The organism is Oceanobacillus sp. FSL K6-3682, from assembly GCF_037976165.1.
Taxonomy (GTDB): domain Bacteria; phylum Bacillota; class Bacilli; order Bacillales; family Amphibacillaceae; genus Oceanobacillus; species Oceanobacillus sojae.
Map to the genome: position 1 here is coordinate 4,391,846 of NZ_CP150263.1, position 24,186 is coordinate 4,416,031.

Annotated in this window: 21 protein-coding genes; 2 read left to right on the forward strand and 19 right to left on the reverse strand. The window is 38.4% G+C overall.

All coding sequences use genetic code 11. The features are described 5' to 3' along the window. Window positions 1–44 precede the first annotated feature (44 nt). The 12 genes from MHH51_RS21310 to MHH51_RS21365 form a co-directional block, all read right to left on the reverse strand. Window positions 45–941 carry a carbohydrate ABC transporter permease gene (locus tag MHH51_RS21310; protein WP_147211722.1) on the reverse strand — a complete coding sequence of 299 codons (897 nt, stop codon included), beginning with the start codon at window positions 939–941 and terminating at the stop codon, window positions 45–47. Between the two features lie 15 nt (window positions 942–956). Further along, on the reverse strand, window positions 957–1,892 hold the full coding sequence (locus tag MHH51_RS21315) for an ABC transporter permease subunit (RefSeq protein ID WP_156985245.1): 936 nt from the start codon (window positions 1,890–1,892) through the stop codon (window positions 957–959). 364 nt (window positions 1,893–2,256) lie between these two features. Then, complete coding sequence (locus MHH51_RS21320; RefSeq protein ID WP_339283488.1) at window positions 2,257–3,879, reverse strand: extracellular solute-binding protein; 1,623 nt, start codon at window positions 3,877–3,879, stop codon at window positions 2,257–2,259. Between the two features lie 323 nt (window positions 3,880–4,202). After that, a complete protein-coding gene (locus tag MHH51_RS21325; RefSeq protein ID WP_147211720.1) occupies window positions 4,203–5,216 on the reverse strand; it encodes a beta-propeller fold lactonase family protein in 1,014 nt (337 codons plus the stop codon). 55 nt (window positions 5,217–5,271) lie between these two features. After that, complete coding sequence (locus MHH51_RS21330; RefSeq protein WP_339283489.1) at window positions 5,272–7,179, reverse strand: beta-N-acetylhexosaminidase; 1,908 nt, start codon at window positions 7,177–7,179, stop codon at window positions 5,272–5,274. A gap of 281 nt (window positions 7,180–7,460) precedes the next feature. Continuing rightward, on the reverse strand, window positions 7,461–8,708 hold the full coding sequence (locus tag MHH51_RS21335; protein WP_147211718.1) for an oligosaccharide MFS transporter: 1,248 nt from the start codon (window positions 8,706–8,708) through the stop codon (window positions 7,461–7,463). A 64-nt stretch (window positions 8,709–8,772) separates the two neighbouring features. After that, window positions 8,773–10,197, reverse strand: coding sequence for a glycoside hydrolase family 32 protein (locus tag MHH51_RS21340; protein ID WP_339283490.1), 1,425 nt, complete (start codon window positions 10,195–10,197; stop codon window positions 8,773–8,775). A 353-nt stretch (window positions 10,198–10,550) separates the two neighbouring features. After that, window positions 10,551–11,402, reverse strand: a complete 852-nt coding sequence (locus tag MHH51_RS21345) for an ROK family protein (RefSeq protein ID WP_147211716.1) — start codon at window positions 11,400–11,402, stop codon at window positions 10,551–10,553. A 111-nt stretch (window positions 11,403–11,513) separates the two neighbouring features. Next, window positions 11,514–12,497, reverse strand: a complete 984-nt coding sequence (locus tag MHH51_RS21350) for a LacI family DNA-binding transcriptional regulator (RefSeq protein WP_339283491.1) — start codon at window positions 12,495–12,497, stop codon at window positions 11,514–11,516. A 152-nt stretch (window positions 12,498–12,649) separates the two neighbouring features. Beyond that, window positions 12,650–13,006 carry a YxeA family protein gene (locus MHH51_RS21355; protein WP_339283492.1) on the reverse strand — a complete coding sequence of 119 codons (357 nt, stop codon included), beginning with the start codon at window positions 13,004–13,006 and terminating at the stop codon, window positions 12,650–12,652. A 1-nt stretch (window position 13,007) separates the two neighbouring features. Further along, complete coding sequence (locus MHH51_RS21360) at window positions 13,008–14,867, reverse strand: ABC transporter permease (protein ID WP_339283493.1); 1,860 nt, start codon at window positions 14,865–14,867, stop codon at window positions 13,008–13,010. After that, window positions 14,854–15,621 (reverse strand): ABC transporter ATP-binding protein, encoded by a 768-nt coding sequence (locus MHH51_RS21365; RefSeq protein WP_147211712.1) that lies wholly within the window; start codon window positions 15,619–15,621, stop codon window positions 14,854–14,856. Before MHH51_RS21365 ends, MHH51_RS21360 begins: the two co-directional genes overlap by 14 nt. Before the next feature lie 208 nt (window positions 15,622–15,829). On the opposite strand from MHH51_RS21365, the gene MHH51_RS21370 reads away from it, so the two are divergent. Continuing rightward, window positions 15,830–16,540 (forward strand): response regulator transcription factor, encoded by a 711-nt coding sequence (locus MHH51_RS21370; RefSeq protein ID WP_147211711.1) that lies wholly within the window; start codon window positions 15,830–15,832, stop codon window positions 16,538–16,540. Window positions 16,541–16,606: 66 nt separating this feature from the next. Next, window positions 16,607–17,980, forward strand: coding sequence for a HAMP domain-containing sensor histidine kinase (locus MHH51_RS21375; RefSeq protein ID WP_339283494.1), 1,374 nt, complete (start codon window positions 16,607–16,609; stop codon window positions 17,978–17,980). A gap of 47 nt (window positions 17,981–18,027) precedes the next feature. Here the strand turns inward: MHH51_RS21375 and MHH51_RS21380 are convergent, their stop codons facing one another. From MHH51_RS21380 to MHH51_RS21410, 7 genes are all read right to left on the reverse strand, one after another. Further along, complete coding sequence (locus MHH51_RS21380) at window positions 18,028–18,792, reverse strand: ABC transporter permease subunit (protein ID WP_339283495.1); 765 nt, start codon at window positions 18,790–18,792, stop codon at window positions 18,028–18,030. Then, on the reverse strand, window positions 18,789–19,724 hold the full coding sequence (locus tag MHH51_RS21385; RefSeq protein ID WP_339283496.1) for an ABC transporter ATP-binding protein: 936 nt from the start codon (window positions 19,722–19,724) through the stop codon (window positions 18,789–18,791). The genes MHH51_RS21380 and MHH51_RS21385 overlap by 4 nt, the downstream gene beginning before the upstream one ends. Then, window positions 19,721–19,933: a PLD nuclease N-terminal domain-containing protein gene (locus MHH51_RS21390; protein ID WP_147211707.1), complete on the reverse strand. Its 213-nt coding sequence runs from the start codon at window positions 19,931–19,933 to the stop codon at window positions 19,721–19,723. The genes MHH51_RS21385 and MHH51_RS21390 overlap by 4 nt, the downstream gene beginning before the upstream one ends. After that, window positions 19,930–21,060 (reverse strand): helix-turn-helix transcriptional regulator, encoded by a 1,131-nt coding sequence (locus tag MHH51_RS21395; RefSeq protein ID WP_339283497.1) that lies wholly within the window; start codon window positions 21,058–21,060, stop codon window positions 19,930–19,932. Before MHH51_RS21395 ends, MHH51_RS21390 begins: the two co-directional genes overlap by 4 nt. A 173-nt stretch (window positions 21,061–21,233) precedes the next feature. Next, complete coding sequence (locus MHH51_RS21400) at window positions 21,234–22,778, reverse strand: sodium/solute symporter (RefSeq protein ID WP_147211705.1); 1,545 nt, start codon at window positions 22,776–22,778, stop codon at window positions 21,234–21,236. Further along, window positions 22,775–23,128 (reverse strand): DUF485 domain-containing protein, encoded by a 354-nt coding sequence (locus MHH51_RS21405; protein ID WP_339283499.1) that lies wholly within the window; start codon window positions 23,126–23,128, stop codon window positions 22,775–22,777. Before MHH51_RS21405 ends, MHH51_RS21400 begins: the two co-directional genes overlap by 4 nt. 302 nt (window positions 23,129–23,430) lie before the next feature. Beyond that, window positions 23,431–24,186, reverse strand: a complete 756-nt coding sequence (locus MHH51_RS21410) for a LytTR family DNA-binding domain-containing protein (protein ID WP_307725853.1) — start codon at window positions 24,184–24,186, stop codon at window positions 23,431–23,433.

The following is a 24,186-nucleotide window of genomic DNA, read 5'->3' on the forward strand; positions in this document are numbered from 1 at the left end:
AATCTCTCCTTTTCTTTAAAAATATGGACTGGCATGACCCTGGTTTATTCCTTCACTGATCCGATCAATACACCCTTTACAAAAAAGCGCTGTAAAAACGGGTAAACAATAAGTAACGGCAGTGCTGACACAATAATAACCGCATATTTTACCAGAGAGGCCGTCTTTATTTGATCTGCAAAGGATTGAGCGCTTCCTGCAGCACTGGAAGCACTATCAGCACTTACTTCATTCAGTATGAGAATCTGCCTCAGTATGAGCTGGAGTGGAAACTTATCTTCTGACCTTAAATAAATCAGAGCGTTAAAATATTGATTCCATAATGCGACACCGTGGAACAGTGCCATAACTGCAATAATCGGCATGGATAATGGTAAAACTACTTTGAAAAATAAATAGATATCACTTGCTCCATCAATTTTAGCTGCTTCCACCAGCTGATCAGGTATTGTCTGCTGGAAGAAAGTCCTTGCAACTAAGATAGACCAGGCTCCAACTACGCCAGGGATAACAATTGCCCACATAGTATCCAGCATTTGCAGATTGCGGACAACTAAATACGTAGGGATTAACCCGCCATTAAATAACATGGTGAATAATATAAACCACAGCCAGGCTTTCTTGCCCATTAATTCTTTCCGTGATAACGCATAGGCTGCCGGTAAGAGAACAAACAAGTGAACAATAACACCAACCGCTGTGTAAAGGATTGTATTTTTATATCCTATCCAAATAGCATCATTCTGAAATACACGTTGAAAGCCCTCAAATGTCACATCTACCGGCCATAACCACATCTTTCCTGTATTTACAGCATGGGGATCACTAATCGACGCACTAATCACAAATATTAGTGGATAAATAATGATTAACGTTATAAGCAGGACGAATAGAAAATTGATTCGATCAAACGCTTTATCCGACAAACTGAATTTTGACATCAGGCATCTCCTTCCCTACCATAGGCTGTTCTCACTGACTTTACGTGCAATTTGGTTTACGGTAATTAAAAGGACAATATTAATAGCTGATTCAAATAATCCTACAGCAGCAGCAAAGCTGTATTGACCTTCCAATATACCTGTCTCATACACAAAGGTCTGAATAACATCAGAAGTCTCTGAGTTTAGTGTATTCTGCATCAAGAGCACTTTTTCAAAACCAATTTGCATGAAATTCCCGATATTTAAAATAAATAGAATCACAATTGTCGGCATAATACTTGGAATATTAATTCTCAAAATTCTCTGCATGCGCGTTGCACCATCTACTTTTGCAGCTTCATGCAGTTCCGGATTTACACCTGCCAGCGCAGCCAGATAAATAATCGTACTCCATCCAAGTGTCTGCCATTGGCCTGACCATACAAAGATATGGCGGAACCAGTCTGGGCTTGTTAAAAATGGAATTGAATCTACCCCAAGTGCACGCAGTAAGTGGTTTATTAAACCCGTATTTGGATCCAGAAAAGCTACAAGCATTCCAACAACTACTACAACAGAAATAAAATGTGGTGCGTAAGTTAAAGTCTGTGTCCATTTTTTAAATGCACCATTTCTGAGTTCATTAAATGCCAGAGCTAAAATAATCGGCAGCGGGAACAATACAAGCATATACAGGTTTAAAATGATTGTATTTTTGAGCAGCCTCCAAAAATAATAGGAGCTGAAGAAACGCTCAAAATGTTCAAATCCTACCCATTCACTTCCCCAGATACCAAGTGTCGCAAAATAATCTTTAAAGGCAATCTGCACGCCGTACATCGGAATATAATGAAATATAAAAAAGTACAAAAAGACTGGCATCATGAAAAGGTAAAGCTGCCAGTTACGCTGAAAACTCTTCTTGATTGTGGCCCTTTTACCCCTTTGTATGGATTGGTCTTTTGCCATCTTTCAGTAGACCTCCTTCTTCATATGGAATACTGCAACCAGGTTATGAACATCATCGCAGCAAAATCCTGTTTTCATGTCTTATGTAACCCATACTCATGTTGTATCACATATCTGCTTTCCTATTATTTCCTTTAGAAAAACCAAGAAAATCACTTGGTCTTTAAAATACTGGTGTTCTTGCCGTGGAGAGGTCCGCTACGTGCAGTCAGTTTCCGCGGGCTATCCTCAGCATTTTATACTTTCTTATTCTCTTAAAAAAGAGAGGGCATGAGATATACTGCCCTCTCGATGTGATATTTAGCGGGATGCTTTTAAGGAACACATGCTGATCTCTCGCCCCGCGAAACGAATTATCTACAATTTAGTTAGATTGATAACGATCGTATGCAGCCTGGTAAACCTCCAGTAATTCTTCCATTCCCATCTGCTCAATCGTTTGGACATAGTTATCCCAGCCATCTAAATCTTCATCGCCTGTAATAAATTTGTCGCGCATTTCTTCAACATACTTGTTAATATCTTCACCTGTCGATTGAAGAATACGGTTTTCTTCATCTGTGAAAGTAAATCTTGGCCATACCTCATCAATTACCTGCGGTTCGATTTTTTCAGCGGCTGCCAATGATTGTGGTGCTGTTTCTCCACCTTGGAAGTAATCTTCTTTAATAATTCCGCTGATAGAACCAAGCCATGTTAAATCCTGGGCAATTGCTTGTTCAAATGTCATATCTCCTTCTGGATTTAAGATATGATCGCTATAAACAGCTTCTCCATCTTCCACTTCAAATGTTTCCCCTTCGACTCCCATATAGTAAAGCTCTGCACCTTCATCACCGTAGAAATAATCCATCCATCGTACAGTTGCCTCTGGATTCGGGTTATCACTCGAAATAACCAGGTTAGAAGGATCCCATACAGAGGACGAAAGCTTATTATAAGACTGGTGTCCGTCTGGACCTTCTAAAGCTGCTAAACTATTATACTGAGACCCTATTTCGTCTCCAAATAACTCAATTGGATCATAGAAAATCATACTTCCATACAGATTATCTGATGCATTTGCAAGGAATTGTCCCCACTCAATCGTAAAAATACTCTGATCAATTAATCCTTCTTCATAAAGCATATTAATATATTCCATCATTTCTCTATATTCATCTGTTGTTGCATAGTAACGGACTTGTGATTCATCATTTGGATCTAAGTCCAGGTTTGTATTTGATGGGCCATGATTCATTACTCCAAATGATCCGGAAAGCCATTGAACAAGCTCAACAATTGCTGTTCCGCCATAAGGAATTGTTGATCCATTTCCTGCTGGGTCAAGTTCTTTTACAGCTTTTAAGTATTCATAGAATTCGCCAGTTGTTTCCGGAATATCCATATCCAGCTCATTCAGCCATTCCTCATTAACCCAAGGTCTTGCACTCAGCCGTAAAGAAAGGAAATCCTCTTCAATCAATGCCGGCATAGAATAAATATTGCCATCCGGGAAAGTAATTGCTTTTTCAATTGTCGGGTCAGTTTCCATAAGTGCTTTTAAATTTGGTGCATATTCATCGATTAAGTCATTTAATGCTAAAAAAGAACCTTGGGAACCATAACGTAATAAATCTGTATTCGTCAGCTGTGCTAAAAAGAAAGCATCCGGCAGGTCTCCGCTTCCTAATGCTAAGTTTCGATTTTCCTCTAAAGCATCAGGACTAACCAGATTCCAATTCACATCAATATTTGTTAGATCTCTGTATTCATTCCAAATTAAAATATCATTCCAGTCATTGCCTTCATTCTGTGCGGGCTTGTTCGCAAAGAAGGTGAGCTCTAATTCTTCATCAACAATCGGGAATCCTTCCGCATTGACGTTATCACCGCTTGCTGCTTCTCCTTCTTTACCATCGCTGTCACTGCCATCATCATTGCTGCATGCATATAAAGCGCTTACAAAAACAAGAGTTGCTATTAAGAAAAACAATTTCTTTAACATAATGAACCCCCTTTTTAAGTAGAAAAAATGTAAAACGAGATCCCGCATAATGCGGTGGCTTCTATGTTCACCGTAAGTTGCGGCCGGCTTTAATAGAAGTTTCTTTTACAATCAGATACCTTCTATATTTCACTTTTTAATCTACCACTCCTTTTTCAAATTAATAATCTTAGATGCATATTATTTTGCTTATTCAAAATAGTATCACTATTTTATCAAAGTGTCAACATAACATTATAATGATTAAGATAAATTTTTTGTCTCTTTTTGTAGAACCAGCTCTAAACGCTTTAACATCAATTTATCAAAGGATATCTTAATAGTTATACACCAATGATGCACACAGGTTTTTGAATGATAAATGTATCATTTGTTATTGAATATGTATCGTTCTTTTGATGGAGGACTGTTATATTGTTACTATTCTGATTACAAACAAATAATTGATTATTTATCAATTGATTACTACAAAAATGTCTGGGCCATTCTCCACTTACAGGAATAGAGATCTCTTTTTCCAATCTGCCATTTTCTCTCACATGAAAAAGAGTCAATGAATCTGATCCTCTATTAGAGGTAATCACTTTACCATCAAAGTATTGAATTTCTGCACCATAATTCTTCAAATTATTTACTGTTTCAATTTCCTGAATGCACTGTATAGAAGCTGCCCGATCAACATACTGATATACCAATACACTTGATTGATATTCATTGGCAACATACAGCACTGGCATATCAGGATGAAAAGCGATATGCCTTGGTCCGGCTTTTTCTGGTATTGTAATGCTTTGGGATGGAAACAGACGCATCTGCTTTTCATCCCATTGATAAATATATAATCTACTTTCGCCAATATCTGTCATGATAACAAAAGAAGTCTTTGGAATTTGCCGGACTGTATGTATATGAGAGTCTTGATTATTTGCAGAGGTGAAATCAATATATTCCACCTCTTTCTGCAGATCTCCCTTTTCATCCAAAGCATAAACAACAACGCCGGCTCTTGAATAATTGCTGACAAATAAATAATTTCCGCAGTCACTTACCTCCGCGTAACACGGTCCACCATGCGTCGGTAAACGCCCTTCTTCTTTCAGACGATGATTTTCATCATCCAGTTCATAGCAGACCACTTCTCCATCTTCCACTTCACTGACCGCATACACCCGATTTTTTACCGGATGCTTCGCTAAAAAGGATGGATTAACAATACCGTTCCTCTCTCCCAAACGTTCAATTTCACCAGATTCAGCATGTATTTTTAACCAATGAATACATGCTGAACCACCTTCTCCATAACAGCCGACAAGCACTTCTGTATACTGATTATCCATCTGATTTCCTCCTTATTGAAATACTCATAGCTAAAATTAGAGTAATTTTGACTTTTTAATAAATTGGCAGTACATGGAAGAATACATTAGGTGAAGCCATCCGGTAATAATAACTGCACCAGCCTAAGCCGCTGGATTCCTCTACATTTGGAGAGTAATATAATCTCTCTTGCTCCAGCTCATCAATTTCATCCACATCGCCCTTTATATACTCATTGATTCGTACACAAGCTGTATCTAACCGCTGTAATAATCCTCCATAACGGATATCAATTACTTCCCAGCCAAAAGGTTTGTTTAAGCATAGCCATTGCTTTCGATGAGCAGCTTGAAGTGTCTTCACACGCTCTATTACCTCTGGTATAACTCTCCCGGCAATATCCTGCAGTTTTTCTCTATCGGCTGCATCATAAGCTGCTTTCAATTCGACACCTAAATTTCCTTTTTTCGCAAGGACCCGACAAAGCTTTTCCGGCACATCAAAGAAACCACCCGGGGTCTGCTGATTATATTGTCTGATTTCCTCCGCGAGCTGCTCATAAAACACACCTACGTCCATCTTTTCAACATGCTTATCAAATAAGCCCAGCAGCACATCCTGCCATAATAAGAATTTAGAAGGATTGGTCTGCAATGTATTCCCTTTGTCCACACCCGGCGGCTGATCCATTTTATTCAACGTCAAAAGTGCATCTGGATCAATTCCGGTACAAAACAGAGCACGTTCCTTTACATGATTTACATCTATTTCTGGATGATAGGCATGTTCAGCATAATATTGCAGTCCATAAAGAGCATTGTATACATTGTTCTCATAGCCATCATCTCCCCAAAGTGTCACAAAAACATCTTCAATGCCCTCCTGCTTGCAGACAGTAAGTGCAGGTTCACTGGCAGTCAGGGAAATTTGATAGTTAGGGGCAAATGTATTCCACACCCACATGCCGCCAGCAAATGCCGGCGTACTGCCAAAACGCTTCAATTGCTGCAGCATTCGCTTATAATGCTCTTTATCTGCTTGAGCATACTGCCAATACATATATTGCACATTATCTGGCAGCTGATTAACAATATACTCTGGTAAGTCAGTCGTTTTGTCATAGCTGTCCCCCGTTTCGGAAGCCAGTTTTAAAAACATATCACTCCACATTACAGCATGCAGATGATATTTATCAGTTATCTCCACAATCTTATCCAAATGTGCCTTCATTAAATCAAAGCGGTTTTTAAACCCATTGATATTTAAATATCTGCCACGCCCTACCTCTTCCGCTTCATCCATGCCGATATGAATACGATTGCTCCGGAAAGGCTTTGTTGCTGCAGCAATCATACGGTCCAATAAATTATACGTATCGTCACTCTCTAATAATAAAGCCCCCCGCGTATCCTTATATTTATAAGCTGCATCCCATTTGAGAAACTCCTCTAAATGTGCCAAAGTCTGAATACAAGGAATCAGCTCTATTCCAAATTGATTTGCATAATCATCCAGCTCCCGCAGCTCCTCTTCACTATAGCGCCCGCGCATATAACCAAAATAAGGCTCTTCTTCTACTTCATATGTATCCTCCATATACAGCATAGCTGCATTATGACCCATCACCGCTAATTTCCGGATAAAATCCTTTAAAGTAGACAGCTTCATTGTCATATTACGCGATAGATCAAACATAGGTCCTACACTGGAAAACTGCATCTCCTCCTGAATACTAATCTGTTTATTTCCTTTGTTTAACTCTTCTAAAACTAAACCCAGCGCTCTGAAAAAATGACATGGCTGCTGATAGGTAATTGTTCCGGCTCCTTTATCAAATTCTACGATTAACCCTTTGACATGATTATCCTGCTTGCCCGTCAGCTTTGTTCCTCCTTTTTCCGCAACAGTAAATCCAAAAGCATCCTGTAATTCCTCAATTCCTGAGCGCAGATTTTCCACATCACCCTTAAACAAAATATCCAAATGTCTTCACCCCTTCATAATATATGCTGCTCACTTTAAATCATAACGTTATAATGTATTGCTTTATAAAAAAAGTTCTTCAAAGAGAACAACACTTAAATGATTTCTTTTTAATTTTGAAAACCCTTCCAAATAGTTAATTTCGCCTTTTATTCGTAAACTCCTTCTTTTTCTACAAAAAAATTTTAAATGCCAAATATTATTCCTGTGTTCTTCCGGCAGATGCATTTTTCTGCATAGAAAAAAGCAATGAACTGCGCAATCAGTTCATCGCTTTTTATTTAATCTTTTGCCATCGCAAATTCATGCTCATCTAATTTTTGTTCTTTATTATTGTTATTCAATGCAAAAATCGAGAAGATAACAAATAATACTACAATCGCACCCAGAATATAAAATGTTGTCTCATAGCTGGTCTGGTCATAAATCCAGCCAACTAATGCAGAAAAAACAATAACACCAATTTCACTCGATACCTTAAATCCAATTAGATAAACGGTTGCAGATAGCCGTACATCAAAGTTCGCAGCGATATATTTAAACACTGCAATCAATAGGATTGGTAATTCAACTGCGTGAAGCATTTTCATAAATGAAATACCAAATCCGCCTGTGACCATTGCTGAACCAATGATACGGAATGCCATGATACTTCCTGCCAATACAAGAGAACGCTTAATTCCGACCTTGTTAACGATAAATGGTGCCAGAAATAAGAAGATGGCCTCCACAAATACTTGTGCGGAGTTTAAGATTCCATAAACTGTATTACCATCGGCACCAGCTCCGGAGAACAAGCTTACAAAGTATACTGGGAAGAGCTGCTGGTCATACACTGTATAAATACATACTGTTCCAAACAGATATATAATTAAAAACCAGAATACCTTATTTGAAAATAAAAAGCGGATATCTTTCATAGATATATTAGAAACACTTTTTTCTTCCGTTTTGGAAACTTCCACCTTAAAAAATACGTTAATTAAAAGAAAGATAACTCCTGTTCCTGATGCAATCCAGAAATTAATATGCGGGTTAATGCTCATTAATGCTCCTGCACCGATGGCAGCAACAGCATAGCCTAAGGAACCCCACATCCGTGCTTTCCCAAATTCAAAATCGTATTTACGGCTCAGTTTTTCAGTAAAGGATTCCAAAAATCCTGCCCCGGCAATAAAGCCTGCTCCTAAATAGATAGCGCCGACCGCTGCACCAACATAAAAATTATTTAAAAGTAAAGGTTCATATACATAAACAACAAATGGTGCGATAAAAACCAGTACCACACTCTGTAACCAGACCAGATTTTTCTTCGTGCCCAACTTATCCTGCATATACCCATAAAGAATCATAAAGAATAAAGAAAAGAATGAGTTGAACGAATAAATTGTCCCTACCTGTGCGCCAGTCAATCCAAGACTGTTATTCAGCCAAATTGCATAGAAGGACCACCAGATAGACCACGTAATAAAGAAGAAAAAGAGATAACCGGATGAAAACCAATACTTACTGTTCTTTAAAAAATCCATTTCTATAAGATCCTTTCTTTATATACTGGGGGAGGAGCAGTTTTACTCCACTACCCAGCCGATATTATTTCCAAATAGAATTCAGGTTTGTACATGTTATATTTTCTATCTGCAATGCTTCATTTACAGTGAATATTTCCAGTTGCACTACTGTTCCTTTTGGATAAATCAGATTTGTAGATACGCTCAATCCTTTATTTAAAAATATCTCTACGGATGATCTATCAATAATCGCTTGCAGCTCCTGAACATCCAAGCCATGTAAGCTGCCTTTTATTTCTTCCGGAAAATCCTCTGAAAAGTCGGTTAATCCTTCAGTACGGTAGAGCGTATAGGTGTCTTCTGCTTTATTGAGTTCTAAACAGAATACTTCATCTTGATCTGTAACAAATTTCATGCCCCATTTCGTGCTGGCTGACGTTTTAGAAATCTGTAGATTTACTTGTCCAGTATCACTAATTCCATAGCTTTTTGTTGTATCCGTCTGAATGTCTATATTCTGATAAGATATTACTTCTTTATTGTTATCTGTGATAATCGGTTCTTGCTTTAAGAAAAGATCTCCACCTACTTCATTTAAAGACATCTTCCGCACCAGACTCATTGCACTGCGCCAAGGAGATACAGGAACAACCCCTGCGTACTGCCAATTATTCATCCAGCCAATCCAGTACATGTCTTCTGTATTATCCCAGCTGACTGCCGCGTAAAAGTCTTTTCCTGTGTCTGCCCATTTTAAGGCATCCTCCGATTTTTCATTCGGATGAAATTCTTTTCCATCAAAGCTTCCCGTAAAGTAATAAACTGCCGAACCTCCATTAGGCCCATCATCATTAATGCTTACAATAAGAACCCATTCCTTTTTAGAGCTGTTCTCTACCGGTAAATAAAGCAGGTCTGGACATTCCCAAACACCGATATGGGAAGGATATTCTTTTCCAAATGACGATAGATATGTCCAATCAATTAAATTAGGTGAACCATAAAACTGAATATGGTCTCCACACGCTAATACCATTACCCATTGCTCACTGTCTTCATGCCAGGAAACCTTTGGATCACGAAAATCCTTTATTTTTGTATTTGGAATAACTGGGTTCCCTTCATACTTTGTCCAAGTTCTTCCTTTATCTTTACTGTAGGCGATACTTTGCTGCTGACTCTCGCCATCATGTGTAAATATTGCGACCAATCCTCCGGAACCGTTTTCAAACAAGCCACTTGTATTATTTTTATCTACGACTGCTGATCCGGAGAATATCGTTCCTAATTCATCTGGAGCTAAAGCAATCCCATGTTCTTCCCAATGGTACAGGTCTGTGCTTGTTGCGTGTCCCCAGTGCATATCTGCATGATCATTAGCATTCGGGTTGCGCTGATAAAATAAATGATACTCTCCTTCATAGTAAACAAGGCCGTTCGGGTCATTAATCCAGTTTTCCTTTGGTGTGAAATGAAGCTGTGGTCTATGTTTTTCTTGATATGACATTAAAATCTCCCTCTCTTAAAATTATCTTATATTTATGAAAACCATTGAAAACGGTATCAGTAATTTCTATGTACTATCATCTTATATTTCAGTAAATATGTCAACCGGTTGACATAAATTTTCATAAATTATTTTTAAGTAATAGAAATGTGAAACTTCTGTGAAGAAGCTGCTCACTTTTTGATTGCTTTTTTTGACAGCTTTTCTATTCCCTCCTCTAGTCCTCTTTCAAAATAAGAATCTATCATTCAAATGTGGGTACAGCTTTTTTATAAATAGTTTAATAATCTCCTGACAATTAAAAAAAGATGAATCCGGCAATACTCTCAGCCTTTGATTCATCTCCACTAAAATTATTGTTTTACTGCCAGAGCAATACAGCCCTTGACACCCTGTTCATCATTCAATCCTGGAGCAACAATTAATTCATCTACATTTTCCACTTCAATGTAGCCATTCAATAATTCCATAAATTTTTCACGAATCATTGGGTAGAGCTTTTCCTGTTTCATCACTCCTCCACCGAGAATGATTTTTTCTGGTGAAAGTATAACAAAATAGTCCATTATTGCCTGCGCAAGATAATACGCTTCTATTTCCCAGACATGATCCTGATCAGCCAAGTCTGCTCCTTTTCGGCCATAACGGGCTTCAATTGCCGGTCCTGCAGCCAGCCCCTCTAAACACGTGCCATGACTTGGGCATGCTCCTTCAAATGTATCTTCTGGATGTTTTTTTAATAAAACATGTCCCATTTCTGAATGGTTTTTCCCCTGGAATGGCTTCCCATCTTGAACAAGACCTGCTCCGATACCTGTACCTACTGTTATGTAAAGACAGCTCGAGACATCTTTTCCAATACCATATTCATATTCTCCCATACTAGCAACAACAACATCTGTATTGATTGCTACAGGGACATTAAAGCGTTTTTCAAGCTCTTCCATAAGCGGATAGTAACGCCAAGGAATTTTAGGCGTATTTTCAATCGCACCATAATTATCACTGCCTGCACGCAAATTGATTGGCCCGAAAGCTCCTACTCCTAATTTTTCAATTTTATGCTTCGAAAAGAATTCCTCCACTTTTGCTAATGTCTCTTCCGGTGTTGTTGTTGGGAAAGCAGTTCGATCTAATATAGTGCCGTCCGGATTCCCTACTGCACATACAAACTTTGTTCCACCTGCTTCAATTGCTCCTATCATCTTGGATAACACTCCTATCTCTGTTATATGTTTGATTATTATAGCAGATTTTTCTTACTGCGTTGCTTTTTTATTTTTTCTAAAAGTAGATTGAGAAATATTCTTTCACTTTTATCCCCCTGTTGTTTCTCCTTTCCAAAGGGAAACCGGGAATGTTTTTTCTTTCGTATCATGCGTTTTCCCATCAATCTCCTGAATCAATGTCTCTACAGCATTTTCCGCGATTTGATATGTAGGCTGAATAATCGTCGTTAACTTAGGATAAATGGAACGGATTAGACTTGTCCCATCATAACCGATAATTTTTAAATCCTGCGGTACACGATAACCCAGACTTTCAGCATACTGCATTGTACGGACAGCCAGCAAATCATCACTTGCAAAAATACCATCTACATCTGGACGCTCCTTGAAAAGCTGTTTGATGATATCAATATTACTCTCTAAAAAGGCAACATCAGGAATATGATAGGTTTCCGCAGTTCTTCCAGCCTCCTGCATCACTTTTTCATATGCGTATTGTCTATTATTTGCCGGTGTTTCCAAGCTGGCATCTCCATTAATATGAATAATTTTTTTGCATCCTGCTTTTATCAGCTCTCTGCTCGCCATTTCTCCCCCTTGAAAGTTGTCTGAGCTGACAACATGAATATTCTCTGCTAAATAATGGTCAATTGCAACTGCAGGAAATTGCTGTTTCTTATCTATCAATCCGCGATTATAAGTAACCACAATTACACCATCCACCTGATTGCGACGCAGCATTTCCCAATATTTCTTCTCTTTATCTGCTTCATGAAGACTATTACAGAGCAGAACTTTATAGCCTCTTTCATCACAAATATTTTCAATATAGGCAACTAATTCTCCAAAAAAGGGATTGCTGGTGGAAGGAACAATCACACCGATTAAGTAACTGCGCTTGTTATACAAGGAACGCGCAAGGTCATTGGGGACATAATTGATTTCCTTCATTGCTTCAAACACTTTTTCTTTCGTTTTACTGCTGATATATCCTCTGTCATTTAATACACGGGAAACCGTTGTTGGGGAAACTCCAGCTACCTTCGCAACATCCTGGATTTTAGGTTTCATATAAAATCTTCTCCTTTAAACCCGCTTTCTTTATCTATTCTTAAGCATAAAGGCTTTCTTTAGTGAAGTAAAGAACGGGTATACCGGAAAATATAAAAAGTCTTATAAGGTATAAAAATACTTTATACCTTATAAGACTCCTCTCTGCCGAACTACAACGCTTCTTTCACAGCAGCCGGCAATTCCTCTTCTTTCACTTCATCATACGAAGAAACTTCATCATCCTTATTCACATAGAGCATGAGATATGCTCCTTGACGCAATTCTTTTTGTGCAGAGAATCTAACTTGAATTTCTTCTCCATTTTCTGTATAAGCAGGCTGCTCATACCAATAAGTGTTCATTATCTCCCCTGTATCCAGCTTATCTTCTTCTGCGCTTACTCGTTCACCAACCTGCACATAAACATTGTCTTTTCCTGCTCTGTTAAAGTCTACTGTCATCAAAACAACTACAGCAGCCACAAATAAGACTACTACACCAACCACCAAAGCTACTATTTTCTTCATTTTACCCCTCCTGTGTGACAGTCTGAGTGATTGTTTTATTAAATCCCCTGACTGTGATCACGTAGTATAAAATATAAATCATTGTATAAGCCGCCATCCAAATAATAACCGGCTCCCACAGGTTCATTTGCAATAGATTAGAAAATGCCATCAAGGCAACTGTCCCATGTGTTAATCCCAATATTAGCGGTGCCAGAAAAATGAGACCGACCTGATAACGGATTGTTTTTTTCATTTCCTTTTTAGAAACACCAATTTTATATAAAACAGCATACTTATCCTTATCTTCTTCTGCTTCTGTCATCATTTTAAAGAAGATAATACTGCCAGTAGCCACTAAAAATACTAATCCTAAAAAGCTGCCGACAAATAACATCGCACCGGAAGCCTCAATGGAATCCTGATAGCTTTGCACTGCACTGGAGAATCTTTCTGTTTTAGCTTCCAGCTCTTTAGAAAGTTCTAAATGATCCTTATAGTTGGCAGTCTGTACTGCCTGATAAATGGCATTTTCTCCATCCAATTCTTGAAAAGACGCATCATCAACAACTAAGACTGTTCCCGGTAAGGTAGGAGCATTAAACAATGGTTTTTCATAAAACTGGTCCACTGTTTTTTCGTCATCATCTATTTCAACTGTGCCGACTTTATCCTTCCACCGTTCATCAAAATAAGGGTCAATCATCACTGCCTCATCTTGTTCCAAATCTACGTTTCCAACATCCCAGCCAAGCGCTTCTGTCAATTTCATAAATGTTTCTTCATCAATGACATAATAGGACTGATCATAAGTTTCTCCTGGTACAACAATATCCTTTGCTTCAAAGCTGACAGCATCTTCAACTATTTCCGTATCTATATCTTGTTCCTCCCCTTCCCACATAAAGGAGAAAGGTATATTTTCTTCCACACTTTTTTCTGTATTATAATACGTACCGAATATCGCTCCGCCTGCTGTAATAGTTGTTGCACTTAATGTTGCGATAATCGTTAATGTTTTTGCGTTCCCGCGAATCCGATAAAGAAGCTGGGAAGATGTCATTAGATTAAGCCCTTTCCAAGCCCAACTTTTGCTTTTCTTCAATAGATTTAAAACATAAACAAGAACACTGCTAAATAATAGATATGATCCTAAAACTGTCAAGCCAATAATTACAAGCGGCATCGCCAAGCCAAATATCCGCCAGACAGAAGAAGTCATTAAGTCCTGCAGAGCCAGCCAGTAAGCAGCAGCTAAAGCAATTACTCCAATTATTGCTGAGACGACGCGCGCTTTCGGCTGCGCTTCTCCTTGTTTCTCAGCATGGAATAAATCAATCAGTTTAAACTTATAAATAACTCGATAGCCAAGCAGAGAAGTAACTAAGAAAATAAGGAAGAAAACAATCACTGTCTCAATAACTGCCTGCATCGAAAATGCAAAACCGACAGAAAGAGATAATCCCATTAACTTTAATAAAAGGGATAATAAAGCTTGAGACAACAAGAAGCCTAAACCCACACCCACCACTAAAGCAACCAGTCCGATTACGATATTCTCAAAGAATAGTAAAAAACCGATAGACCGTTTGCGTACACCAAGTAAAGAATAGAGAGCAACTTCTTTCTTTCTTTTTTTCATAAAAAAGGAATTAGAGTACAGAATAAAAATTGCAACAAAAATCATCAGTACAAAGGCTGAAGCGCTCATTACCGCCTGCATTTGTTTCGATGTCTCTGCTAATCCGCTGATATCATCACTATGCTTTAACATCGCAAAGGTAAAATAAATAATAATTGAGAAAATCGTGGAGCCGATATATAATCCATAGCTCTTCATATTTCTGCGAATATTTTTTAATGCTAACTCAAACAAGGTCATTCCCGTCACCGCCTACTTCTGCCAATTCATCTAATATCATCTGGAAAAATTCCTTCCTTGTGCACGTTCCGCGGATAAGCTCCTGCGAAAGACCTCCATCTTTTATAAACAGGATACGCCTGCAAAAGCTCGCTGCATAAGCATCATGAGTTACCATCATAATTGTTGTTTCATGCTCTTTATTCAGACCGCTTAAGCTTTCTAATAAATCTGTAGCTGATTTGGAATCAAGGGCACCTGTCGGCTCATCTGCAAAAATGATCTTTGGGTTCGATACCAGTGCTCGGCAGGAAGCCGTACGCTGCTTTTGACCGCCAGAAATTTGATAAGGATACTTATCCAATAAATCCTCTATACCAAAGGTCCTGGAAATAGTGTTTACCTTTTCTTCAATTTCCTTCGCCGGCTGTTTAGCAATTGCTAATGGCAGCAGGATATTTTCCCGCACTGTTAAAGAATCTAATAAATTATAATCCTGGAAAATAAATCCTAGATGATCCCGGCGGAAATCTGCTAATTTATCCTCTTTCATCTTAGCGATATTGTCTTCTTCCACATAAATATCACCTTTTGTCGGAGTATCGATGGTTGCTAATACATTGAGAAGCGTCGATTTCCCTGCGCCAGAAGGCCCCATAACACCAACAAATTCTCCATGATCAATGGTAAAGGAAATATCTTTTAGCGCTTGAAATGAATTAGCGCCTTTTCCATATATTTTTTCTACATCATTTACTTTTAATAAATGCTCCATTATTTATGCACCTCTTTATATATGCTGTAAACTTTCTATATCTTTACTATAGCCCCCCATCCTTAAACAGCCATCAATACAACCTTACAAAATGTTTAAATCACACTCATAGTTGATGATTTCCTGTTAAGATAGTAATAATTCAACTTTTTAGCCAATAATAAAAACGAATTCACTATACATAAAACAAGAAAGGTGTGGACTTTATATGGAAAAGCCAAAAATATTAATTGTTGATGATGAACAGGATTTATGTCAATTAATGAAAACAGCGCTTCAAAAAGAGGGGATGACGGAAATTGCCACAGCTGGCTCAATCAAAGAAGGATGGCTGCAATTTACTAAATTTGAGCCGGATTTGGCAATATTAGATGTCATGCTCCCAGATGGGGAGGGGTATGATTTATGCCGGAAAATCCGTGAAACATCTCGTATTCCAATCCTGTTTTTGTCCGCTAAATCAGACGAAATAGATAAAATACTCGGACTTGCTATCGGCGGTGATGACTATATTACCAAACCATTCAGTCCAAAAGAGATGGCTTACCGTGTCAAAGCCCAGTTGCGCCGGGCGGGCATTTACACTATGGAAGCAGCAAGCTCTCATGCACCAGCAAAAGCAGATAAAAATATCGGTGTCTTTACAATCAACGGGGATGAAACGGAAATAAGCAAGGATGGGGAGGTCTTAGAGCTGACAGCTAAAGAGGTAGGGTTAATGGCCTGCTTTATGCGCAATCCAAAGCATATTTTAAGCAAGGAAACGTTATTTGAAACCGTATGGGGCGAAGAATTTTATGGAGCTGATAACACTTTAATGGTGCATATCCGCAGACTGCGGGAAAAAATTGAAGAAAACCCGTCAGCCCCTGCTTATATTGTTACTGTAAAAGGACTGGGATATCGTTTTAATCCATAAAACTTTATATCCCGCACAGTTAAGGAGTTATATATTTTTTGAATTTGAAAAAGGAGCAAATACATCATGAAATGGAAACTGACCATCCGCTATCTTATTTCCATTCTTAGTATTGTCTTTATCGTCAGTATTGTTAATACAGTTATTCTGATTGCGTTATTGCTTTCCCAGCATAATGAAGATCCAGAAGATATTATACATGACACAGGGGAAAACTTTACCCGCGCCTTTTATTATAATTTGTCAATCGAAGACGGTGTTCCTGTTGTCTCAGAAAAAGGAAAGGATGCACTGACCCGCTTTGGAGCCTGGCTGCAGATATTGGATGAAAATGGGAATGTTATCTCGGATGAATACGCACCAGAAAGTGCTGCCACACATTATACACCTGTAGAATTAGTTCATAAATACAAATATATGGATAATGATTTGAACACATATTTTATTGGAGAATATGAGGGCTACAGCTATATTGTCGGCGTTCCAGATTCCAAGCAGCAACGGACAATCATTATGGCGGATCCGCAGCAGGTATTCACGTATGCTTCCCAGTTCTTAGGCGCAATTGTTATCGTTGACTTAATTATCGCTTTTATTGTCGGATTTCTGTTCAGTACTGTGCTGACAAAGCCTGTCTCGCGGATAATCGAACGGATCAGCGAACTGAAGGAAAGAAAGTTTCAGCCAAAAAAGATGAAACGGCCCGGAGTCTTTAAGCGTGTATTCGCCAACTTAAATGATGTATCTGAAACCTTGCAGGCACATGAAAATGAACGACAAAAGCTGGAGCAAATGCGCAATGAATGGATCAGCAATGTTTCTCATGATATTAAAACACCGCTCGCATCCATCCGCGGTTATGCGGAACTGCTGCGCAATGACGAAATTTCTCCAGAGGAAAGATTGGAATATGCCGGGGTTATTGAACGCCAATCGCTTTATATGAAAGAGTTGCTGGATGATTTTAATCTGACCATGCGCCTCAGAAACCAGGATATGTCACTTAATCTTCAGGAAACCCGGATAGAAGGCTTTGTCAGAAAAATAATTATTGATTTATTGAATGATCCGCAATTTCAAACACATGAAATTGACTTTAGCAGTAATGCACCTGAGTTAACCTGGGAGATTGACCAGCATTTAATGAAAAGAGCTTTATTAAATTTTATTTTAAATGCCTTAATCCATAATGATGATGATGTAAAAGTGACAGTAGAAGTAGCAGAAAACAGCATTATTATCCGTGATAATGGAAGAGGAATAAAAAAAGAAGAACAGGCACAAATTTTTGACCGTTATTACCGGGGCACCAATACAACATCACGCGGTACAGGTCTTGGATTAGCTATTTCAAGGGATATTATTCAGGCGCATGGCGGCAGGGTAGAGATGAAAAGTGAGGTTGGAAAAGGCACAATGTTTAAAATTATTATAAAGTGATACCTGGAGTAAGGAGGAGCAATATTGTTCCTCCCTGCCCAAAGCGGCTACAGTTTCTTTTTGTTTAAAATAAAAATCGATAGATAGAGAAATAACAAAGATAAGGAAATAGAAATAAGCATTGCAGGCATATAATTGCCTAAGCTGGAAATCCCCTGCAGGAAGTTAATATTTTCACTAGTAAGTGTAATGGGATTATAATGTTTTAATTTATCAAAGATATTCACGATAAATAAAAGGACCACAAACCCTCCTGTCAGCAACAAGCCCTCATAACTGTTTCTGGAGATGGTAGAGGTTAAAAGTATCGCTGTTACTAATAAGATTCCAAAGATCCATAATGGAAGAACTGCCAGAAAAACATGCGGGCTGTTATCATCCGTAAAATAATAAAGCGTATAGACCCAGGTCACAAAAAATGCTAAAAACATACAAAGAGTCCATTGAAGAATTAAATAAATACTTTTACTAATCACGACAGTAGATCGCTTTAATCCTTTTGTAACAAGATTAACCAGCGTACCTTTGCTTACTTCCCCACTCATTGTTCCACTGAACAAAAGCGTAATCACGATTAACCCCATTTGGGTCATGCTTTGATAAAATTGCCCCCAGGAATCCAGAGAGGACGGTTCCGGGATATTCACCGGCAGTGCATCCCCAAAGCTCATCTCGATAATATCCGGTGTTAATATCGCTATCAACGGATTCATAATGCCTAAAATAAGAAAAAAAATCATTAATATAAATAATTTGGATGTACGCCAGCTTTCTAAAAATTCCTTTTTGGAAAAGTAATAGATATTTTTCATTGAATCACCTCCAAAAAGATAGATTCCAGAGAAGGATTCATTTTCCTTAAAGAAATCGGCATCGTTTTTTTAGCTATCAAGCTTTCTAAAAGCGCTGCAGCTGTCTCTGCATAATCTTTATTATAAGAAATAATAACCTGATTCCGTTTGTTTGTCTTCTCAACCTCTGTAATGACTCCTTGCTCTTTTAAAGCATTAAGCTCTGCAGTAAGAGCAGAAAAATTTGCCACTTCATCAAAAAATAATTCTATTTGCGGTTTCGCATAGGTTTGCTTCAACTCTTCTATCGATGAACTTACCTTCAGCTTTCCTTCATCTAAAATTCCTACATAATCGCAGATACGCTCCACATCTCCTAAAATATGAGTAGAAAATAAAATGGTCATTTTCCCTTTTAAAGATGCCAGGAGTTCTAAGAATTCATTTCTTCCCTCAGGGTCTAACGCAGAAGTCGGCTCATCACAAATAAGTAATTCCGGATTATTTAACATTGCCTGCGCAATACCTAACCGCTGTTTCATTCCTCTGGAAAAGCCCTTAATTCTCTTTTTATTTCCTTCCAGACCTACCAGTGCCAGAGTTTCTTTTATTCTCTGTTTTTGTTCTGCTTTTTTTAATCCGGTGATTTCACCACAGAATGTTAAATATTCTTCTGCAGACATGTACGGATAAAATTCTGGAACATCTGATAAATAACCTGTGATTCGGTTCGTTTTTGTGTTTCCAAAGGTTACTTTTTCTCCTCCGACAAATATATCTCCTCTTGTCGTTTCCTCAAGTCCTAAAATCAGCTTCATCGTCGTTGTTTTACCTGCCCCATTTCCTCCTACAAAGCCGAATATGGAACCAGTGGGAACGCCTAAATGAAGTCCGTCCAGAACCTGCTTGGAGCCAAAGCTTTTAGAAACATTCTTTACCTCTATAATATTCATTCATTATCTCCTTTCCCAAACACGAAATAAAAAACAGGACCAATGAGTTGTAGAATCACAACAATAAAAATCCACATACCTTTCGTGCCGAACCGGTAATTTGGATGCTTTATCACATGAACCAGTGCTGTAATCATCAGCGTAAATTGCAGTATAATCAGCGGTATTAATAGTGGTAAATGATCCATTAAAAATGAAATACCATTCATTTTCCTTCCTCACTTTCCAACAGGCGCTTTAACTGCATATTTATCTGCTGAAATCTTTCTTTTTCCTGTAAATTTAAAAATAAAGGATTATCTACAACTGCACTTATAAAATTTTCTTTTACCAGCATAGAGTCTCTTGGCATCTGATTGCCGATATCCAGATTATTAAACCAGTCATCTACTTGATCAAAATAATCGTCACCATGAAGAACTACCGGGAAGCTGATTTCCTTTATTACCTCTGTAAATTCCTCCAGCATAGAGAGTGCCGCATGCCCCTCTTTTATTTGTGCATAACCAAAAGCAGCTGATAATTGAAAATTCATCAAAGCCACCGGATGTAACGGAGCGAGTTCAAAGGTATCTGCAATTGCTTTTCCTCTTTGAACAGTCTCTTTAAATTTATCAGGTGATTCTATTAATAGCTGCAAATAATTTGTAAATGCACTCATTACGATAATAACGTACTGAAATAATGCACTTTGAAGCGTTCCAATTGCCCGATCTGTCTCTCCTTTCATTTGGAAGGCTCCTGAAATTAAGCTTTCCACAGGAAAAATACCAGGAGGATATTCACCAAGAATTTCTAAAACCTGGTCTGCCTCTTTTAACGTAAATAATGAATAGGCTTCCAGCTTAAAAGCCTTTGTAATCAGTTCTGGATCTTTTGCCTGTGTACGGACATGAACAAATAAATCCTTTGCCTCGTTCATATAGCGTTGATTTTTTTCCTCCCCGTCTTCTCCGGGAAGGCGGTCAATATGATTCATGATAAGCAGCCCCATTTGCAGTATAAATGGATAGCAGGAATAATATCTGCGGATAAAACTTCTGATGGAAACTAAGACATCCTCTGCCGGCTTTGTTTCAAAGGCACCCTTTAATGAAGCATATATATGCTGAATCTCTTTTGGATCCAGCTGTGATTCATATCCCAGCAAGGAATCAATACTTACATTAAAATATGCAGCAAGCATGGGAAGAGAGGTGATATCCGGATATGTTTGCCCTGTCTCCCATTTGGAAACAGAAGCCTTGGAAACACCAATAAAATCTGCCAGCTCCTGCTGCGTAATCTTTTTCTCTTTTCTTTTTTCCGTAATAATAGGGCCAATGTTCATTCTCATAGGAACTCTCCTCTCTTCTTTATTGTATGTTTTATCATGAGGCTATACAATGGAGTTATTGTTAACTAATAAAGCGTGAAATCAACTAATACGATACTTCATTTAAATCGCTAAAAAATTACATACAAAAATGCCTGCAGACAAATCTCTGCAGACATTTTTCTTTGCTTTCTCTAGTGACTCACACCACTGCTTTTGTAACCCGTATTTGCCTTCACCTTCACCTCTGCATAACGTTTTATATCCTTTTCCTTCGATAAAAGTGTTCCTAAATATCCGCCCAGGAATCCCAGAGGTACGGATACAAGTGCCGGATTGGTTAGAGGGAAAATTGGCTCCCCTACAAATAATGCTGCACCTTCGATTGGCGAGAAAACACTCGGACTAATCGATACAAGAATTAATGCGGATAATAATCCTGTCAGCATCGCTGTTACTGCCCCTGCAGTATTGAACCTTTTCCAATAAACTGTGTAAATAATAACCGGTAAATTGGCACTTGCCGCAATACAAAAGGCCAGCGAAACAAGGAATGCTACGTTTAAATATTGGGCAAATAACGCTAAAACAATGGACAAAACAGACACAGCCAATGATGCGTAGCGTGCAGCTTTCACTTGTTCCCTCTCTGTCACATTTCCTCTTTTAATAATTTGACCATATAAATCATGGGCAAATGCCGAAGCACCAGAAAGCACAAGTCCTGCCACTACAGCTAAGATCGTTGCAAAAGCAACTGCTGAGATAAAAGCAAACAGGATGTCTCCACCAACAGCCTGCGCAAGCAATGGTGCAGCCATATTGCCGCCCGGATTTGCCGCAATGATAGTATCATGGCCTACAAATGCTGCTGCACCAAAACCTAAGAATAATGTCAGTACATAAAATATTCCAATCACCCATGTTGCGATAACAACAGAGCTTCTTGCTGTTTTTGCATCCCGGACAGTGAAAAAACGCATTAGAATGTGCGGTAATCCTGCCGTCCCAAGTACTAAAGCTAACATAAGCGATATGGTTCCGAGTGGTTCTGTATACTGCAGTCCAGGCATTAAATATGCTTCTCCATGAGCAGTAACAGTTTTAACGTCCGTAAACATTTGTCCAATATTAAAATTAAATTTTAATAAGACGAGAAATGTCATAATGACCATTCCAGCCATCAGAAGAACAGCTTTTACAATTTGTACCCAGCTCGTCGCAATCATCCCGCCAAACAAAACGTAAATTGTCATCATCACACCAACAATCAGCACCGCCATCCAATATTTAATGCCAAATAATAACTGTATCAAGGCTCCTGCTCCTACAAGCTGGGCAATCATATAAAACGTACTGATTGTTATCGTATTCAGTGCAGCCGCTCCCCGAACCTTTCGCGCATCAAAACGGGAATTAATCATATCAGCCAGTGTATATTTACCGAGGTTACGCAACGGTTCAGCTACAAGGAACAGAACAACTAAATAGGCAATCAAAAATCCGATACTGTAGAAAAAACCGTCAAAACCAAATAGTGCAATGGCACCTGCAATTCCCAGAAAAGATGCTGCTGATAAATAGTCACCCGCAATCGCCAGACCGTTCTGCAGCCCGGTGAGTCCTCCGCCGGCAGTATAAAAATCCCCTGCTGTCTGCGTCTTTTTAGCAGCAAAAAAAGTGATAACTAAAGTTAATAAAACAATAGCAAGAAAGAGGATAATAACTGTTGCACTCATTGTTCTTCTCCTCCTTCTTCCATCTCTTTTATAATTTCATCCGCCTGTTTATCAAAGACCGCTGCTTTTTTTACATAGACTGTGCATAAAACCCACGTCATGATAAACTGAGCTAACGCAAACAACCATACCCAGGAAATATCACCGATTACCGGTGTGTTTAAAAAAGTTGTATATGAGGTTAAAACCGGTAGTAAGAAATAAAATACCATGAAAAAGATTGTTAACGGTACAATAAATTTTTTCCGATCATGCATCAGCTTTTTAAAGGATTTGCTTTCCGTTACTTGTACAAAATTAATTTCTTTTGCAGGCTCCTGCTTATATTCTTTTTCTGCACCCATCCGCATCCTCCTCGAAAATCGGAATGAAAAGTTTTTAGACGATATCCCTACGCCAGAGAAACCTTCCAGCTCCATAAAGTAACATTGACCAGCTTCTCTCTTTATGATTCGTTCAGCTCTTCTTACCCTTTCCCTTAACAAGCATTAAAAATTATTATTTTCTAAAGCTCGGCATTCCTCCTTCAACCCTTTGTTAACCCTTTTGTAAACGCTTTCTAAATTATAAAGGAAGATGGATGCGTACGTATGCGAATTTGTTTCAATGGTTTAAAATTACGTTTGAACGGTTGGAATTTTGTCATCAATGGTTAACTGCCAAATAAATCAAAAAGATGCTTTCTTGCTGTACGGCTGACTGGAATCTTCGTCTGATTTTTATCCTGTAATGTGATGTTGCTTGCCCCATTAAACCATGGTGTAATCTCCTGTATATGATTCAAATTAACAAGGTAGCTGCGATGTGTCCTGAAAAAAGCATGACCTTGCAGTTTCTTTTCCAGCTCCTGTAATGACATCCTGCTGTAAATCACCTTGTCCTCTGTGTGAATCTCTAACATCCGCTTATATGGTACAGCATAATAAATCGCATCAGGGGATAAGACAATTGTCCGGTCATCATTATCGATTAAAAGCTTACTTGATGAAGGAATACTTTGTTTTGATAACTGTTTATCTTTACTTTTCAATTGCCGCATCCGCTTGCGGAGACGATTCATTGCCTTTTGAAATCTCTCTGTATCATACGGCTTCAGCATATAGTCAACCGCTTCTATATCGAAAGCTTCGACTGCATAATCATCATATGCAGTTGTAAAAATAAATAATGGTGTTTCTATATAAGCAAGCTCCAATATTTTCTTCGCAGCCTCTATCCCCCGCATACCAGGCATATGCACATCCAAAAAGATAACATCGGGCTCATACTCTTTATACAGTTCTACCAGCTGCTCCCCTGTCTCCGCACTCGGCAGAAGCTTTATGTCTTGTTCCCTTTCCAATAAATATATCAATTCTTCACGTGCCAATTGTTCATCTTCAGCAACCATGGTATGGATTTTCATCAT